General features: G+C 62.0%; 15 protein-coding genes. 3 read left to right on the top strand and 12 right to left on the bottom strand.

Features of this window, described 5'->3' with window-relative positions:
- Window positions 1–55: 55 nt before the first annotated feature.
- The 4 genes from RT197_RS08475 to RT197_RS08460 all read right to left on the bottom strand — a co-directional run bounded on the left by RT197_RS08475 (window position 56) and on the right by RT197_RS08460 (window position 4,710).
- Window positions 56–1,105: an amino acid ABC transporter substrate-binding protein gene (locus RT197_RS08475; RefSeq protein ID WP_312949196.1), complete on the bottom strand. Its 1,050-nt coding sequence runs from the start codon at window positions 1,103–1,105 to the stop codon at window positions 56–58.
- A gap of 129 nt (window positions 1,106–1,234) precedes the next feature.
- The gene (locus RT197_RS08470) at window positions 1,235–1,996 is read right to left on the bottom strand and encodes a sulfite exporter TauE/SafE family protein (RefSeq protein WP_312949195.1); all 762 of its coding nucleotides are present in this window, start codon (window positions 1,994–1,996) and stop codon (window positions 1,235–1,237) included.
- Window positions 1,993–3,318, bottom strand: a complete 1,326-nt coding sequence (locus RT197_RS08465) for an MmgE/PrpD family protein (RefSeq protein WP_312949193.1) — start codon at window positions 3,316–3,318, stop codon at window positions 1,993–1,995. The genes RT197_RS08470 and RT197_RS08465 overlap by 4 nt, the downstream gene beginning before the upstream one ends.
- Before the next feature lie 21 nt (window positions 3,319–3,339).
- Window positions 3,340–4,710, bottom strand: coding sequence for an MmgE/PrpD family protein (locus RT197_RS08460; protein WP_312949192.1), 1,371 nt, complete (start codon window positions 4,708–4,710; stop codon window positions 3,340–3,342).
- Between the two features lie 287 nt (window positions 4,711–4,997).
- Here RT197_RS08460 and RT197_RS08455 point away from each other — a divergent pair, with 287 nt between their 5' ends.
- Window positions 4,998–5,618 carry a GntR family transcriptional regulator gene (locus RT197_RS08455; protein ID WP_312949190.1) on the top strand — a complete coding sequence of 207 codons (621 nt, stop codon included), beginning with the start codon at window positions 4,998–5,000 and terminating at the stop codon, window positions 5,616–5,618.
- A 34-nt stretch (window positions 5,619–5,652) separates the two neighbouring features.
- Here the strand turns inward: RT197_RS08455 and RT197_RS08450 are convergent, their stop codons facing one another.
- Together RT197_RS08450 and RT197_RS08445 are read right to left on the bottom strand one after the other, a co-directional pair.
- Window positions 5,653–6,189 carry a cupin gene (locus RT197_RS08450; protein WP_312949188.1) on the bottom strand — a complete coding sequence of 179 codons (537 nt, stop codon included), beginning with the start codon at window positions 6,187–6,189 and terminating at the stop codon, window positions 5,653–5,655.
- Window positions 6,190–6,266: 77 nt separating this feature from the next.
- Window positions 6,267–6,848 carry a CGNR zinc finger domain-containing protein gene (locus tag RT197_RS08445; protein WP_312949186.1) on the bottom strand — a complete coding sequence of 194 codons (582 nt, stop codon included), beginning with the start codon at window positions 6,846–6,848 and terminating at the stop codon, window positions 6,267–6,269.
- A 153-nt stretch (window positions 6,849–7,001) separates the two neighbouring features.
- Between RT197_RS08445 and RT197_RS08440 the strand changes: the two genes are divergently transcribed.
- A complete protein-coding gene (locus RT197_RS08440) occupies window positions 7,002–7,886 on the top strand; it encodes an alpha/beta hydrolase (protein ID WP_312949184.1) in 885 nt (294 codons plus the stop codon).
- Here the strand turns inward: RT197_RS08440 and RT197_RS08435 are convergent.
- Window positions 7,883–9,082: an MFS transporter gene (locus tag RT197_RS08435; RefSeq protein WP_312949182.1), complete on the bottom strand. Its 1,200-nt coding sequence runs from the start codon at window positions 9,080–9,082 to the stop codon at window positions 7,883–7,885. The genes RT197_RS08440 and RT197_RS08435 overlap by 4 nt on opposite strands.
- A gap of 62 nt (window positions 9,083–9,144) precedes the next feature.
- On the opposite strand from RT197_RS08435, the gene RT197_RS08430 reads away from it, so the two are divergent.
- Window positions 9,145–10,155, top strand: a complete 1,011-nt coding sequence (locus RT197_RS08430; protein ID WP_312949180.1) for an AraC family transcriptional regulator — start codon at window positions 9,145–9,147, stop codon at window positions 10,153–10,155.
- Here the strand turns inward: RT197_RS08430 and RT197_RS08425 are convergent.
- Genes RT197_RS08425 through RT197_RS08405 form a run of 5 tightly spaced genes read right to left on the bottom strand, consistent with a single transcriptional unit; the run spans window position 10,137 to window position 15,491 of the window.
- A complete protein-coding gene (locus RT197_RS08425) occupies window positions 10,137–11,759 on the bottom strand; it encodes a gamma-glutamyltransferase family protein (protein ID WP_312949178.1) in 1,623 nt (540 codons plus the stop codon). The genes RT197_RS08430 and RT197_RS08425 overlap by 19 nt on opposite strands.
- Window positions 11,756–13,264, bottom strand: a complete 1,509-nt coding sequence (locus RT197_RS08420) for a class I adenylate-forming enzyme family protein (RefSeq protein ID WP_312949176.1) — start codon at window positions 13,262–13,264, stop codon at window positions 11,756–11,758. Before RT197_RS08420 ends, RT197_RS08425 begins: the two co-directional genes overlap by 4 nt.
- A complete protein-coding gene (locus RT197_RS08415) occupies window positions 13,261–14,040 on the bottom strand; it encodes a VOC family protein (protein WP_312949175.1) in 780 nt (259 codons plus the stop codon). The genes RT197_RS08420 and RT197_RS08415 overlap by 4 nt, the downstream gene beginning before the upstream one ends.
- Before the next feature lie 10 nt (window positions 14,041–14,050).
- The gene (locus RT197_RS08410; protein WP_312949173.1) at window positions 14,051–14,464 is read right to left on the bottom strand and encodes a PaaI family thioesterase; all 414 of its coding nucleotides are present in this window, start codon (window positions 14,462–14,464) and stop codon (window positions 14,051–14,053) included.
- A gap of 10 nt (window positions 14,465–14,474) precedes the next feature.
- The gene (locus tag RT197_RS08405) at window positions 14,475–15,491 is read right to left on the bottom strand and encodes a zinc-binding dehydrogenase (RefSeq protein ID WP_312949172.1); all 1,017 of its coding nucleotides are present in this window, start codon (window positions 15,489–15,491) and stop codon (window positions 14,475–14,477) included.
- Between the last annotated feature and the right edge of the window lie 9 nt (window positions 15,492–15,500).

The following is a 15,500-nucleotide window of genomic DNA, read 5'->3' as shown; positions in this document are numbered from 1 at the left end:
CTGCTTATGCAACGGCCAGAGTCTAAAAAGTCCCTCGCGCGGAGGGACACGTCGGTTAACGAATGGGCAAGCCGTACAGCAGACCGCCGTCGGTCCACAAATTATTCAGATCGCGATCCAGCGGCTCGGCGCTTTTTGGCCCGAAGTGACGGTTATAAATGTCACCATAGTTGCCCACCTGCTTCACCAGGTTGAAGACCCATTTATTATCCAGCCCCAGCTTGTTGCCAAAGTCGCCGGTTACCCCCAGCAGCCCCTGCACGTCCGGGTCGGCAGATTTTAACTGTTCTTCAACGTTGGCCTGGTTCACCTTCAGCTCTTCGGCGTTGAAAGTGGCGTACACCACCCATTTCACGATATCAAACCACTGGTCATCGCCTTTCCGCACCGCCATGGCCAGCGGCTCTTTCGAGTAAATCCCCGGCAGGATCTGATGCTCGTCCGGGTTTTCAGCATCGAAGTTTTTCACTCCCGGCAGCGCCACTTTGTCGCGGGCGATGGCGTCGCAGCGTCCGGCGAGATAGGCCGCGACATACTCTTTGTTATTCTCAATCACTACCGGGGTGTAATGCAGATGGCGGGAAGCGAAAATCTGCGCCACGTTCTGCTCGGTGCTGCTGCCCGGCGTGATGCACACCGTGGCCCCGTCCAGATCTTCAATTTTTTTCACGCCGCTGTTAGCGCGCACCATAAAGCCGGTGCCGGTATAAAAGTTTGGCGGCGCGAAGTTCAGTCCCAGCGAGACATCGCGGGTCAGCGAGGCGGTGATATTGCGCGACAGTACGTCCACTTCACCGGACTGGATCGCCGGGAAGCGCTGGGCGGTGGACAGCGGCGTAAAGCGGACTTTTTTCGCATCGCCTAATACCGCCGCCGCCAGCGCCCGGCAAAAATCAACGTCCAGCCCTTCCCAGTTGCCTTTGCTGTCAATGGAAGCAAACCCGTGGCGGGCAGGATGGACGCCGCAGACCAGTTCGCCACGCGCTTTAATTTTCTTCAGCGTATCGCCGCTTGCCGCCGGAGCGTTATCGGCGAGTGCCGGAAGCGCCAGGCCCGCCAGCGTCAGCAGCAGGGCCGACGCATAAAATGAGGTTCTTTTCAGCATCATCGTTCCTTTATAAAAAACTAATATGTTGTAATTGTTTAACTTTGTGTTGCCCGTGCCTGCTTATGCTCGGCGTATTCGCGCCCGTCTGGCAACCAACGGATCTGTCAGAGCAAATGCGAAAATGTGCTAACGCAGCCAGCCCTGAATGCCCTGCCACAGCAGTTGCCCGCTCAGTAGCAGCATGGTCAGGCGGAACGCCACGCGAAAAATCCGCTCCGGCAGATTGTCGAGCATCCGCGTTCCCAGCCAGGTCCCCAGCGCGCCGCTGGCGATCATCGCCACTAGTACCGGCAGCCACGCGGCCCAGGCAAATCCCATCAGCCCAAAGGCGAGGATCTTCAGCCCGTGCTGTAACACCATGCAGGTGGCGTGCGTGGCAATCAGCGGCTGCTTCTTCAGCCCCTGAGAACTGATAAGCCCGGCGACCATCGGCCCGGTGGCTCCGACGATCATCGTGCCGATACTGCTTAGCCCGCCGCCAATGACAAACAGCGCCCGGTTCAGCGGTTTCGCCTCGGCGCGTCGGCGCAACACCGACCAGAGAATAAACAGTCCCAGCGCGATGCGCGCCACGCTATCCGGGATCGCTGCGGCAACCGGTGCACCCAGCGCAATGCCCACCGCGCTGCCGAGCAAAAACCACAGCACCAGCGGCCAGACGACGTGCATCCGCTGGATCAGCGTGCGGCTGAGGTTGGAGCCAAGCTGCACCATGCCGTGTACCGGCATCAGGCTGCTGACCGGCATACCGGCGGCCATCACCGCCAGCAGCGCAGTCCCCCCGCCCAGCCCCATCGCCGCCGTCAGTGCTGAGGTCAGAAAACTGCAAAACACCATCACGCCAGCAAACAGCGGGGTAATTTCTGCGGGGATCAGCGAGAAGGTCATTGCAGGTAATCATCCGCCAGCAGGCGTTGATACAGCGCCTGCGCCTCGTCGCGCGACAGCGCCCGGCTGGCGCAGTCGACGAATTTTTCCGCCAGCAGCCCTTCCGGCAGCGAGTTATCCACGCTGGAGCCGCGCGCCCCCGCGACAAACTGGTGAAACTGGCGACCATCGGTGGCGGTCAGCGTGACGTAAGCGCTGTGCGTCGTCGCCTCGTCGTGACAGCTGAGGGTAACGTTGTGCATCAGCCGCTGCGTCGCCGGGTCGGCAAACCGCGCGGTATCAATAAAATCATCCAGCGTCAGCGTTCCGCCAACAAACGCCCGCGCCACGCAATAATGCAGGCTGAATTTGCCCGCCAGCGGGTTTTCCGGCTGCGGAATATTGATGTGCGGGAAGCGGATCGGATGCACCTGTACGTCAATGTGTTCCACCTCCTGCGGGCGTAATCCGGTCTGCTCGCGCAGCGCCAGCACCCCGTCCAGCGGCGATAAGATCGCGTAGCAGCAGGAGAAATATTTGAAGTTGTTAGGCTTCGCAGTATCAAGAATATGCGGCGTTGCCGTCCAGGGTTCGGTCAGCGGCGTCGAATCGGCATTGTCGCTGCCGTTGAAAACGTTGAAATAGCCGTGGTGATGCTCAAACGCCGTTTGCCCGGCGCTGAAGCCTTCCTGCGCCAGCCTGACCGCCAGCACGGCGCTGCGCGCCGCCTGCCCGACGACCAGCGCTTTGGTCTGACTGCCAAAGTTGGATTTGATCCCCGACGCCAGCGATGCGCAAATGGACAACGCCGTCGCCGTCTGTGCCTCATTCAGATCCAGCAGCACCGCGCAGGCCGCAACACCGGCAAAAATGCCGACGCTGGTGGTCGGGTGCCAGCCGTGACGGTACTGGAACGGACTCACCGCTTTGCCCATCCGCACGGCGGTTTCATAGCCCGCCAGATAGGCGCGCAGCACCGCTTCGCCGTTAAGCTCATGCTCGTCCGCCAGCGCCAGCAGCGCAGGCAGGACAGCGACGGAAATATGTCCGTGCAGCCAGGAGTTGGAATCATCAAAATCCAGCAGATGCGCGGAGGTGCCGTTGAGCAGCGCCGCATCCAGCGCGTTCAGCCGCAAACCGGTGCCGAAGACCCGGCTTTTTCCCGCTGCCGCTCCGGGCGTGATGACCCGCCGCAGTTTAGTCGCACCGTCCTGCACGCCGCCTGCCAGGGTGACGCCGAGAGTATCAATAATGGCGGTACGCGCCTGTTCCTGCGCCGCCGCGGAAAAACGCTGGCGGGAAAATGCCAGCAGGCTGGCGGCGAATTGTCGGGCAATAGTCATGAACCACTTTCCTTGAAAAAATCAGTATTCTCCCGCCAGCAGCGCAGCAATCTGCGCCAGCGAGCCGGGACGTTCAAAATGTGCCGCCGCCTGATACAGCGCCTCGCTGCGCTGATTGCCGAGCAGCGGGATCGTCAGAGCGTCGAATTTGGCGCGCAGTTCGTCATCGGTCAGCGGATTCTGCGCGTGGCCGCGATAAACGTCGGTGCTGGCATGAATCGTTTCGCCATCCTCCAGCCAGACGTCGATAAACGCCGAGCTGGCGGACTGACCGTCCACCGCCTCCACCTGCATCAGCGGCAGCAGCGCACGCGCACGCGGATCGGCGACGGTCTGCGGCGTAAAATCGGTGTCGGTCAGGTTGTAGCCGCACAGGGCCAGCGCGATGCAGTGCGGAATGCTGAATTTACTTTCCAGCGGCGTTTGCGGATTCAGAATACCGGCGTTCACCATCCCCATCGGATGCACTTTCGCCGCAATGCGGGTAATGGCGCGGCCGTGAAGCTGCGGATAGATCTGCCGGGCCGTTTCAATCGAGGCGTGCGTGCCCCGGCAACTGGCGTAAAGTTTGTAGCCGTTGGTCAGCAGTTCCCAGCTTTCGCCGAAATCGAGCGGCGGGATCTCCGCGCTGCCGTCCTGGATAAAGTTTTTCACCCAGCCATCGGCTTCGTAAAAATGCTGTGCGCCGACGAAACCTTCCGCCGCCAGCTGTGCGGCGAGGATACCGTCCATCGCGGCTTTACCGGCATGAAAAGGTTTGCCGTGCGTACCGGACGATTTTTGCAGCCCGCCCATCATGGTGGCCGCCGCGCCGAGGGCGTTGCGGATCTGCTCTTCGTTAAGCCCCAGCACCGAGGCCGCGACCGCTGTCGCCCCGGCGCGTCCGACAATCGCGGTGGGATGAAATCCCCGGCGCTGCAAATTGCGCCCGACGCCCGGCACCCAGCCACCGCCGAGCTTCGCCATCACCTCAAAGCCCGCGATAAACGCGCGTAATACCCGCTCCTCACTCACCGGATGCGCCTGCGCCATCGCCAGCGCGGTGGACCAGCAGGGTCCGCCCGGATGTCCGGCTCCCGCCGGGTGGGTATCATCGTAATCCGCCGCGTGCGCCATCGTCGCATTGACCAGCGCCGCCAGCGCGGGTGTGGTGGTACTGCCGAAAAAAATTCGCGCTGCGCCCTGGGCATTCCAGCTTTTCGCCACCTGGCGCACCGCGCGCACTGCATCATCATTTACCGCGCCCAGCGCCACGCCTAAATAGTCAATCAGCGCGCGTTTCGCTTCGTGCAATACCGACGCCGGGATCGCCTGCTCGTGTGCGTGATGGATAAAATGGCTAAGTTGCGCGCCTCTGGTCGGGGTCAGTTGTGCCGTGTCTGTTATGGTCATTAGTGTTTCCCTGGTGCTGACAAACAAAATAATGCTTATAAAACAATACGATGATTTATTGAATTCATTTGTATACAATGAAACATATCGTCAACATACCAGCGTCAGGATAAAGCTCAAAAGACGATTTTTAGATATACTAAGAACAAAATGAGCGATAAATCCGCATTTACTGTGGCAATATGACGCTACTCTCAGTGGCCTGTAATCGGCTCATCGCGGCCGCGTAAAATGGATAAATACCCCGAAAAATTATGAACTTAAAAGCTGCCCATCATGATGTGACAATGTCACCTTTTGAGATACTGATCGCTGCCATTGAGCGGGGCGATCTCCTGCCAGGAGAACGTCTTCAGGAAACCCGGCTGGCGGAACAGTTTGGTCTGAGCCGCACGCCGATCCGCGAAGCCCTGCACCGTCTCGAAACGCTCGGTCTTGCCGAGCCGGGTCCGCAGCGCGGTCTGATTGTTGCCAGCATCAGCTACGAGCGGCTACGCCAGCTGTTTGCCGTGCGCGAAGGGCTGGAAAAGATGGCCATTCAACTGGCGGTATCGGCGGCCTCCGACGAGGAAATTGCCCTGCTGCAAAGAATGGTGGATAGCGAAAAAACGCTCACCGACAGCAAAGCGCTGCACGATCATAACCGGCTGTTTCATCGTCAGATCTACCGCTCGACCCATAACCCGTATCTGAATGAAATGCTTGATAACTTGCGCATCCACCTCTCCCTGCTGCGCGGCACCACTTACGCCCTGACCGACCGCGCGGAAGAGGCCAAATGCGAGCACCAGGCGATTGTCGCCGCCCTCGCCCTGCGCGACGCGGAGGCCGCCAGCGCAGCGGCCTGCCAGCATATTCGTAATGGTTACCGTGCGCGACTGGCGATTATTAGTCAGTCAGAGGGGTGAGCCTGGCGGGAGCGTGTGGTGCGCGTTTGCCCCCTCACTTTCGCCGGGCATCTCTTTCGCCTTCCCAATACTCACCGAGCGGCGGCGTTAGTCCATTGAGCGGGTCGCGCTCCGGGAAAGGCAGCGCGGCAATGCGTGCCAGTCGCTGCGGGCTGGCGGCGTCTCTGCACAAATCGTAATCCAGTTGCCCTTCTGGATACGCGCCGACGACCAGAAAATCCTCCGAGGCGGTCAGCCGTCGATGGCCGGTGCCAGCGGGGAGCAAAAGCGCGTCGCCCGTTTTCACCTCAAACTCTTTCCCGCCTGGCCCGCCGAGCAGCAGACGCGCCGATCCCGCCGCTATGCCCAGCACTTCGTGGGCGTTGGAGTGGTAGTGATGATAGTCAAAAATGCCGTCGCGCCACTGCGGCGGCCAGCCGTTGTCGGCGAAGCGCTGTTCAAAGCGGCTGGCAATGTCGCCGTCAGTAAAAAACTGTTTGTAAATCAATACCGGCAACCGGGGATGATTAGGCACCCAGTCATGGGCGGCGAAATGCTGGGTCAGGGGTAAAACGGGCTGGCGTGCGGACATCGGTCTTCTCCGTTGACGATCGACATCCGTTAACTTTAGCAGTTATTGCCGAAACGCTCCGGCGGGCAGGCGACGGACTATTTCTGCTGCTGGCGGAAACGCGCCACTTTCGCCCGGTTGCCGCACAGCGCCATGCTGCACCAGCGTCGGCGATGCGATTTGGTGCGATCGTAAAACCACAGCGTGCATTCCGGGTGCTCGCACTTTCTTACCAGCGCAAAGTCTTCCTGCGCCAGCAGCGACGCTGCCAGTTCAGCGACCGGTGCCAGCAGCCGGGTCGGTGCCGGGCTGGCGAAGATCCGCGTGACGTGCAGTTTTCCGCCTTCATCGCGGATAAGCTGCGGATAGCTGACGGCGGACGCCAGAAAACGGTTGAGTTTTTCCGCGTCCACCGGCTGGCCCGCTTTTTTCTGCGCGACCAGCGCCCGGATGATTTCGCGCAGCTGTCGCGCCTCATTCAGCAGTTCGCCGGGTGCAGCCCTCGTCGCGTCGGCATCGGTCATCAGCCCGGTATGGCGCAGCCAGGCCAGAACGTCGTCATCCGACTGCCAGTAATCACGCGGCTGGCCGTTTTCCTGCGCCACCGTGTTAAGAAAATCCAGCGCGCCGTGATCGCCGAGAAACAGCGCGGCAGACGCAGTCTGCGATTCAGAAGTCATGGGATATCTCCGCAATAAGCATTTGCCGCAGTGTACACTCTCCCCGTCATCTTGTAACCCTTAAAAAACATTTGACAGGTTACAACTTTGCCGCATACTGAAAGCCAGTAACCCCGAAAAGAAATTTTAACAGTTACAACCCGGAGCCGTGCTATGACTATGAATACTCACTACCCTGTCCATTACCGTTTTGCTGAGGCCGACGGCGTGCGCGTGTTTTATCGTGAGGCCGGAGAGCCTGCCCATCCCACCCTGCTGTTGCTGCATGGATTCGGCGCGTCCTCGCATCAGTTCCGCGAATTAATCCCGCTGCTGGCGGATAAATTTCATCTCGTCGCCCCGGATTTACCGGGCTTTGGTTTTACCGAAGTGCCGTCAGCGCGTGATTATCACTATACCTTCGATGCGCTGGGCCAGACCCTGACCGCCTTTGTGGATGCGCTGGCGCTGGAGCAGTACGCTCTGTACGTGTTCGATTATGGCGCACCCGCCGGGCTGCGGCTGGCGCTGAATCACCCGGAGCGGGTGACGGGGATCGTGTCACAGAACGGCAATGCGTATCTGGAAGGACTGGGCGAGGCGTGGGACCCGGTGCGCGCCTACTGGCAGGAGCCGTCGGCGGCAAATCGTCAGACGGTGAGCGATGCGGTGATGAATCTCGACGGCATCCGCTGGCAATACGTTCACGGCGTGCAGGAGCCGGAGCTTATCGCGCCGGAAACCTGGTTCCTCGCCACAAAAATGATTGAGCAAACGGGAAACAAGGACATCCAGCTCGATCTGTTTCTTGATTACGCCAATAACCTGACGCGCTACCCCGATTTCCAGGCCTTTTTCCGCCAGGCGCAGTTGCCGACGCTGGTGATCTGGGGCGAGCACGATCCGTTTTTTATTCCGCCTGGCGCGCACGCCTGGCAGCGTGACAACCCCCGCGCGGTGGTTGAGCTGCTCGACAGCGGGCACTTCGCGCTGGAAACCCACGTCGCGCATATCGCCAGACGTATCCGCGAGGTGCTCGGCAGCGAGCAGCAGGACTAATTAACCGACGGCGCGACGTTAACCCGTCGCGCTATCAGCAGCGCGGCGAGCAGCATCAGCACACCCGCGGCAATAAATACGCCGTGGATGCCGCTGAGCGAGAACATCGCCCCGCCGCCTGCCGCGCCCATGGCAATTGCCGACTGGACGGAAGCGACCACCATTCCCCCGGCACTTTCGGCCTGATCGGGCACCGACCGTGCCACCCAGTTTGACCAGGCGACCGGAATGCCGCCGAAGGCCAGTCCCCACAGCGCCACCAGCAGCGTTTGCCCGGTGAGCGTGACGGGTAACAGCACCAGCGCCAGCGCCGCCGCGCCCACCAGCGCGGGCATCAGTACCAGCGTGCCGCGCGGAAGACGCTCAAGCAGCCAGCCCGCCAGCAGCGTTCCGGCAAAATTAGCGATCCCAAAGCCCAGCAGCATCAGCGCCAGCCCCTGCGCGCTGACGCCGCTGGTGCTTTCCAGAAAAGGCCGGACATAGGTAAATAATGCAAAGTGTCCGGTATGTACCAGCACGCAGCCCAGCATCCCCATTGCAATTCCCGGTCGCAGCAGCACTTCCAGCACGGTACGCAGGCGGGACGGTTTATGCGGCGGCAGCGCCGGGAGGGTCATAAACTGGAACACCAGCGTCACCGCCCCGACCGCCGCCGCGGCGATAAACGCGCTGCGCCAGCCAAACAGCCCGCCCATGTAACTGCCGAGCGGCACCGCAACCACCGTCCCGACCGCCACGCCGCTAAAGATAATCGACAGCGCCCGTGGCAGCAGCGCGGAAGGCACCAGCCGCATCGCTACCGCCGCCGCCATGCTCCAGAAACCGCCGAGCGCAATCCCCAGCAGAATGCGCATCAGCAGCAGCACCAGCAGGCTTGAGGAGAAGGCCACCAGCAGGTTGGAAGCGATCATTAACGTCGAGAACATCAGCAGTACCGTTCGGCGATCGATGCTGCGCGTCAGTCCCGGCACCAGCAGCCCGGCAAACAGTGCCACGCCCGCCGTGACGGTGACGGCCTGCCCCGCCAGCGCTTCAGAAACGCCTAACCCCTGCGCCATTGGCGTCAGCAGGCTGGCGGGAAGATACTCCGCCGTTAATAAACCAAAGACGCCCATGGCGAGGGAAAATACCGCCATCCATGCAGGCGTGGCGTTCTCTGCCGGATGCGCAGCGCTGTCGCAAACTGTTTGACTCATCGTAAAACTTCCTGAAAAGAGTATCGGAAAGGGGATTCTGGACGCTATCGCCAGGAGGGTCTATGATAGTGCCTCCCTGTTTTTTGACCGAAACGCCTGAAATGAGCCAACAACCGCCTTTTGCCCTTTCTTCAGAACTGATCAGCGAGCTGCTTACCGGGATGCGTCTGCGCGGCGTGGACTACCGGCGGGTGCAAACCGGGCCGGAGTTTGGCCTTGATTTTACCGCCCGTCCCGGCGGCGCTTACTTCCATTTTCTCGCCGTCGGCACCGCGCTTCTGCGCACCGGAGACGGGCAACTGCATCACCTGTGCGCCGGAAACGCGGTGTTTCTGCCACGCGGCGGGCGGCACCAGATCCTCTCCGCTGCGGAAATGCCGGTGCAGTGCATTAACAGCTTTGACGCCGCGCCGCTCGCCGAGACGGTGTGCGCGGTAAAAGCCTGCTGTGGGAGCGAAACCCGCCCCGGCGCGGTGTTCTTTTATGGCTGTATGGAGTTCGATCTCGGCGGAATGCAGGGGCTTGGCCCTCTGATGCCGAATCTGATGCTGGTGGATACCACCAGCGGGCGCTATCCCGGACTGGTGCCGATCCTTGAGTCGATGCAGGGGGAAATCTGTTCCACCCGCGTCGGCTATGCCGGAATTCTGGCCCGCCTCGCCGATGTGGTGGCAGCGATGATCGTTCGCGGCTGGGTGGAGTGTGGTTGCGATAACGCTTCCGGGCTGGTCGCCGCGCTACGCGATCCCCGACTGGCGCGGGCGATCCTCGCGCTACACCGCCAGCCAGGGCGCGACTGGACGGTCAGCGAGCTGGCGGCGGAGTGCCATATTTCCCGCTCAGTGTTCGCCGAACGCTTTCAGGCCACCATCGGCGTGCCGCCCCAGCGCTACGCCACCGAGCTGCGAATGCATCTGGCAAGCCAGTGGCTGACGGAACACCGGCTGCCGATTGAAACGGTGGCGCAGCGGCTGGGCTACACCTCTCAGGCCGCCTTCAGCCGCGCGTTTAAGCGCGTCACCGGACAGCCGCCGGGAGCCAGCCGCCAGAAGGTTCAGAAGCCCACCGCCTGACCGTCGCGGCGGCTGTCGCTGGCGGCGACGTAACCGTGGCTGCTGTCGGCGGAAAGTTTCCAGATAAACTGGCCGGACCCAAAATCCATATACGGATCGTTGACCGATTTAAACTGATGCCCGCGCGCGCGAAGCTGCTCTGTTACCCCGGCATCGAAGCGCGTTTCCAGATCGAGGGTGAAATCGCGGTTGACCTTCCAGCGCGGCGCATCGCAGGCGGCCTGCGGCTGCTGCTGATAGTCCAGCATCCGCACCAGCGTTTGCACATGTCCCTGCGGCTGCATGTCCCCGCCCATCACGCCAAAGCTCATTTGCGGCAGTCCGTCTTTGGTCAGGAAGCCGGGAATAATGGTGTGGAACGGACGTTTCCCCGGCGCGACGACGTTGGCCGAACGCGGATCGCTGGAGAACCCGGCGCCCCGGTTTTGCAGGCTGATACCGTATTCCGGCACCACTACCCCGGAACCAAATCCCATATAGTTCGACTGAATAAACGAAACCATCATTCCGCTTTCGTCGGCGGTGGTCAGATAAACGGTGCCGCCGCTGGCAGGCATTCCCGGCTGCGGCAGGCTGGCGCGGCGGGGATCGATCAGTTTCGCGCGCTCCGCCAGGTAACCGTCATCCAGCATTTGCTCTGGGGTGATGTCCATCGAACGTGGATCGGCCACATACTGGTAGAGGTCGGCAAAGGCCAGCTTCATGGCTTCAATTTGCAGGTGCTGTGACGTGACGCTGTCACACGGGTGGCTGGCAAGGTCGAAATGCTCCAGAATCCCCAGCGCAATGAGCGCGGCGATCCCCTGTCCGTTGGGCGGCAGTTCGTGAACATCATAACCACGATAGCGTCGCGAAATCGGCGTGACCCATTCCGGCTGGTAGCGGGCAAAATCTGCCGCGCTGAGCGGGACGTCGCTTTTGGCGGCGAAGCCCGCGATGGCTTCGGCAATTTCGCCTTCATAAAAAGCGCGTGCGCCCTGGTCTGCCAGAATGCGCAGGGTGCGGGCGGCGTCGGACAAAATAAATTTTTCGCCGACGGCGGGTGCGCGCCCCTCAGGCATAAAAGTGCGGGCAAAGCCGGGCTGTTCGCGCAGCAATGGCACCGCCGCCTGCCATTTTCGCGCCACCATCGGGGCAAGGGTGACGCCGCGCTCGGCGATGTCGATGGCGCTTTCCAGCAGGCGGGAGAACGGCAGTTTACCGAAACGGGCGTGCAGCGCCCCCCAGGCGGCCACCGCGCCGGGAATGGTGACGCTGTCCCAGCCGCGCTCCGGGCGACGGGCGTGCCCGCGCGCATCAAGCCCGTAACGGCGCGCAAACCACGCCGGCTGCCAGTGGGAAGGCGCGGTGCCGGAAGCGTTCAGGCCGTGCAGTTGCTGTCCGTCCCAGATCATTGCAAAGGCATCGCTGCCGAGGCCGTTGGAGACCGGCTCAACGATCGTCAGCGTCGCCGCCGCCGCTATCGCCGCGTCCACCGCGTTACCGCCGCTGATAAGAATCTGATTGCCCGCCTGTGCCGCCAGCGGGTGCGAGGTCGCCACCACGTTACGGGCAAACAGCGGCGTGCGGGTGGTCGGATAAGGGTTGTCCCAGTTAAAAATCATGCCGCGTCTCCTGAGCCGGATAATTGTGCAAGGTAGCGCTCAGCGCGAGCGCGCAGATCATGGCGATCCACTTTATTGGTGCCCGCCAGCGGAAAGCGGTCGATAAGCCAGATATGGCGCGGATGCAAATACGCCGGGCCGTGTTGCAGCGTCCAGGCTTTGATCTCCTCCGGTTGCGGATCGCTGCCTTCGCGCGGGATCACCCACGCTACCGGTTTGCTGCCTTTGATTTCATCGCTGACCGCAATCACGCAGGCCTGTTGCACGTCCGGGTGCTGTTCCAGCAGCTTTTCCACTTCACCAGGATAGATATTTTCCCCGCCGCAGACAAACATATCGTCCTGGCGTCCAATAAACGTGTAAAAGCCGTTTTCATCACGCTGGAAAACATCGCCGCTGATGTAATAGCCGTCGTCGGTAAACGGCGCGGCAACGTCCGGGCGCTGGTGATAACCCTGCATCAACGCCGGGCTTTTAATTTCCAGCACGCCGTGGTGGCTCAGTTCACCGCGTTCATCGCGCAGGCGCAGCGATACCGCCGGATGCGCATAGCCGTTTGAGGAGAGCGGCGCGTCCAGCCCGCCGGGATGCGGGCCGAATACGATCGGACCGCCCTCGGTGGTGCCATAGGCGTTGATGATCCGCGCCCGGGGCCAGATCTGGCGGATTTGATTAAACAGCCCTTCGTTGACCGGGGCCGATCCCATCCGCACCACCCGCACCGAGGAGAGATCGCTCTGTTCGAGCAGGGTTTTCTCTTTCATCATCATGGCGATCATCGGCGGAACGGCGGTCAGCCAGCTACAGCGGTAGCGGGCGATGGCGGCAATGTAGTCGCGCACCTGAAACTGCGGCAGCAGAATAGTGGTGACGGCGCTGGCTAAGGTCAGCAGCGCCAGCGCCAGAGCGTTCATATGGTAAAACGGCGCGGCAATCAGTACCCGCTGCCCGGTCAGTTCCGCCGTGGCCAGCCGGGTTTCGACCACCCAGCGGTGGCTGGCGTGGGTCAGGCGCACGCCTTTCGGCATCCCGGTGGAGCCGGAGGTGTAAAGCAGCATCGCCAGATCCTGCGGCTGTGGGGCAAAGGCGCAAAAGCCGCTGACCGGTTTCACCCCGGCAAGCGTGGCAAAGTCCCAGCGCGAATGAGCGGGATCCAGCGGCGCGAGGTGTTCACTCTCGCCGACGATCAGCCTGGCGTCGCAGTCGGCGAGTATTTTTTCCAGCGTCGCGGTGGGGAATTTAATGCTGATCGGCACCGCCACCAGCCCGGCGCGGAGGATCGCCAGAAAAGCGATCATATAAGCAATGGAGTTGCGACCCAGCAGCGCAATCCGCTCGCCGGGCGCGTAGCCGCGCGCCTGTAACGCTGCCGCCACCGCGTCGGCACGGGCGTCCAGTTCAGCGAAGGTGATACGCTGCTCGCCGTGCGCCAGCGGCGTAATAAACGCGGGCTGCTGTGAGTCTCGCGCCGCTGGCGGCAGCGCGCCTAAATTCGTAAGGGTCATAGCCTGAACTCAAGTAAGGTGTGAATATCCGGGAGCGCAATCACCAGCCGTCCCGCCTCCTGATGCCACGCCAGTCCGGCCTCCTGCGCCGCCTGACGCAATAGCGCCGCGTCGCCGCCGCGAAAAGTGATGGCGGCGAACTGGCTGCGGCGGGTGCGGTCCCTGCACGCCGGGAAATCCTGCCAGCGATCGTCGCCCGCCAGCCGCAGCGTAAACGCCGGAGCCAGCGGACCGAGCCGCTGCCACGCCTGGCGTTCCGCCGGCAGATCGTCGGTCACGACGGTCAGGCTTTCGATCCCCTTGACGCCGTTGGCATGTTGCAGCCAGGGCGCGCGCCACAGCCATTCCGGGGTGTGATGCTGGCAAAAATAGACTCTTCCCGCCACAAAGCTGCCGGGGGAAAGGCGCACAGTGCTGAAGCGCGCCTCCCCGCGTTCGCCGTCGGCCTCTACCGCGCGGGAGAAGTGCTGGACCGGCTGCACGGCAAAGCCCTGCCCGGCAAGCTGATGCGCGGTCTGCTGCGCGTCGTCGCTGCGAAACACCAGCCCGTCAATGCCGCGCGGGCTGTCCAGCAGTTCCTGACGCACCACCGCGCTGTCGCGCGGCTGGCCGATCAGCTCCAGATAGTGGTCGTCAAACATCACCAGTTGATTCGCCGATCCCAGCGTATGACGGCTTTCCGGGGTCAGCGTGAAGCCGAGCGCGCTGAAAATGTCCCGCGTGGCCGCCAGCGCAAAGTGGTTATTGATGACCAGATGATCCAGAACCCATGACATCGTTTTCCCCTCAGGCTGCGGGCATGGCGTACAGGCCGCGCCCGCTTGCCACCAGCCGATCCTCACTGTCCCAGACCCAGGCTTCAGCGCTGGAGACCTGTTTGCCGACCTTAATCACCTTGCCTTCAACGCGCAGATCGCCGCGCGCCGGACGGTGGTAATCAACGCGGATATCCAGCGTCGGCACGCCCCGGCCGGTCCAGGCGACCAGCGCCCAGTCGGCGGTGAGATCCACCAGCGCGGCCAGAATGCCACCGTGAATGTAGCCGCCCGCCGGGTTGACGACCCACTCGTCGCGAAAACGGGCGCGCAGGGTGATTTCCCCTTCGCTCACCGCGACCACTTCCAGCCCCAGCCACTGGTGGTACGGGCCGTTGAGTAATTTTTCCTGCACCGCAGCGGCGCTTAATGTCGTTTCGCTCATTACCGTCTCCTTAAGGGGTCACAATCACTTTGCCGAGCACTTCACGGTCGCGGATCAGGCGCAGCCCTTCCGCCGCCTGCTCCAGTGGAACTTCGCGGTCGATCAGCGGCACGATGTCGCCGTCCGCCACCAGCGTCAGCAGGGCTTCGAGATCGTCCTGATAGAAGCTGTTGGAGCCTTTGATGTTCAGCTCAAAGCTCCAGATGTAGCGCAGATCTTCCGCCGGGTCATAGCCCGCCGTCGCGCCGCAGACCAGCAGGGTGCCGCCGCGCTTCAGGCATTTGAGCGAGGGACGCCAGGTGTCGCCGCCGGTGAAGTTGATCACCACGTCCACTCCGCCCTCATAGGTCCGGCGCTGCGGTTTGCCATACTGGTTAATGGCCCAGCGGGAAAAATCCTCTTCGCGGTAGTTCACCACGCGATCCGCGCCCAGCGCGCTCAGTGCCGCCGCCTTTTCTGCGCTGCCCGCGCAGGCGATGACTTCCGCACCGAGTTTTTTCGCCAGCACCACGCAGGCGGTGCCGACGCCACCGCTCGCGCCGAGGATCAGCACCCGGTCGCCCGGCTTAATGGTGTTATGGGTGACCAGCATCCGGTGGGCGGTGCCGTAAGCCACCGGGAGCGCGGCGGCCTGGGCATAGCTCACCGCGTCAGGCAGGGCGATAAGCTGCGCGGCATCCACCAGCGCATATTCCGCCATCCCGCCGTCGGTCATCTCGCCCATCAGGCCGACGCCCGGTTTCAGCGGGTTGATCAGCACCCGGTTGCCGGGCTGCCAGCCTTTAACATCGTCAGCGATCTCCTCAATAACCCCGGCCAGATCGAGGCCCGGCACCACCGGCAGCGGCACTTTGATGCCCGGCATCCCGTTGACGGTGAATACGTCGTGATAGTTAAACGAGGACGCCTTGACGCGAATAATGGCGTGCCCCGGCTTTAACGTCGGACGCGGCTTGTCGGTCACGACGGACAAATTGTCCAGGCTACCATGCTGGGTAAGGACCAGCGCTTTCATTGACTGACTCACGGATATCTC

It is taken from the genome of Superficieibacter sp. (assembly GCF_032071645.1).
GTDB lineage: Bacteria > Pseudomonadota > Gammaproteobacteria > Enterobacterales > Enterobacteriaceae > Superficieibacter.
Note: the sequence above shows the minus strand (reverse complement) of the source record. Positions and strands in the feature narration are given on the sequence as shown.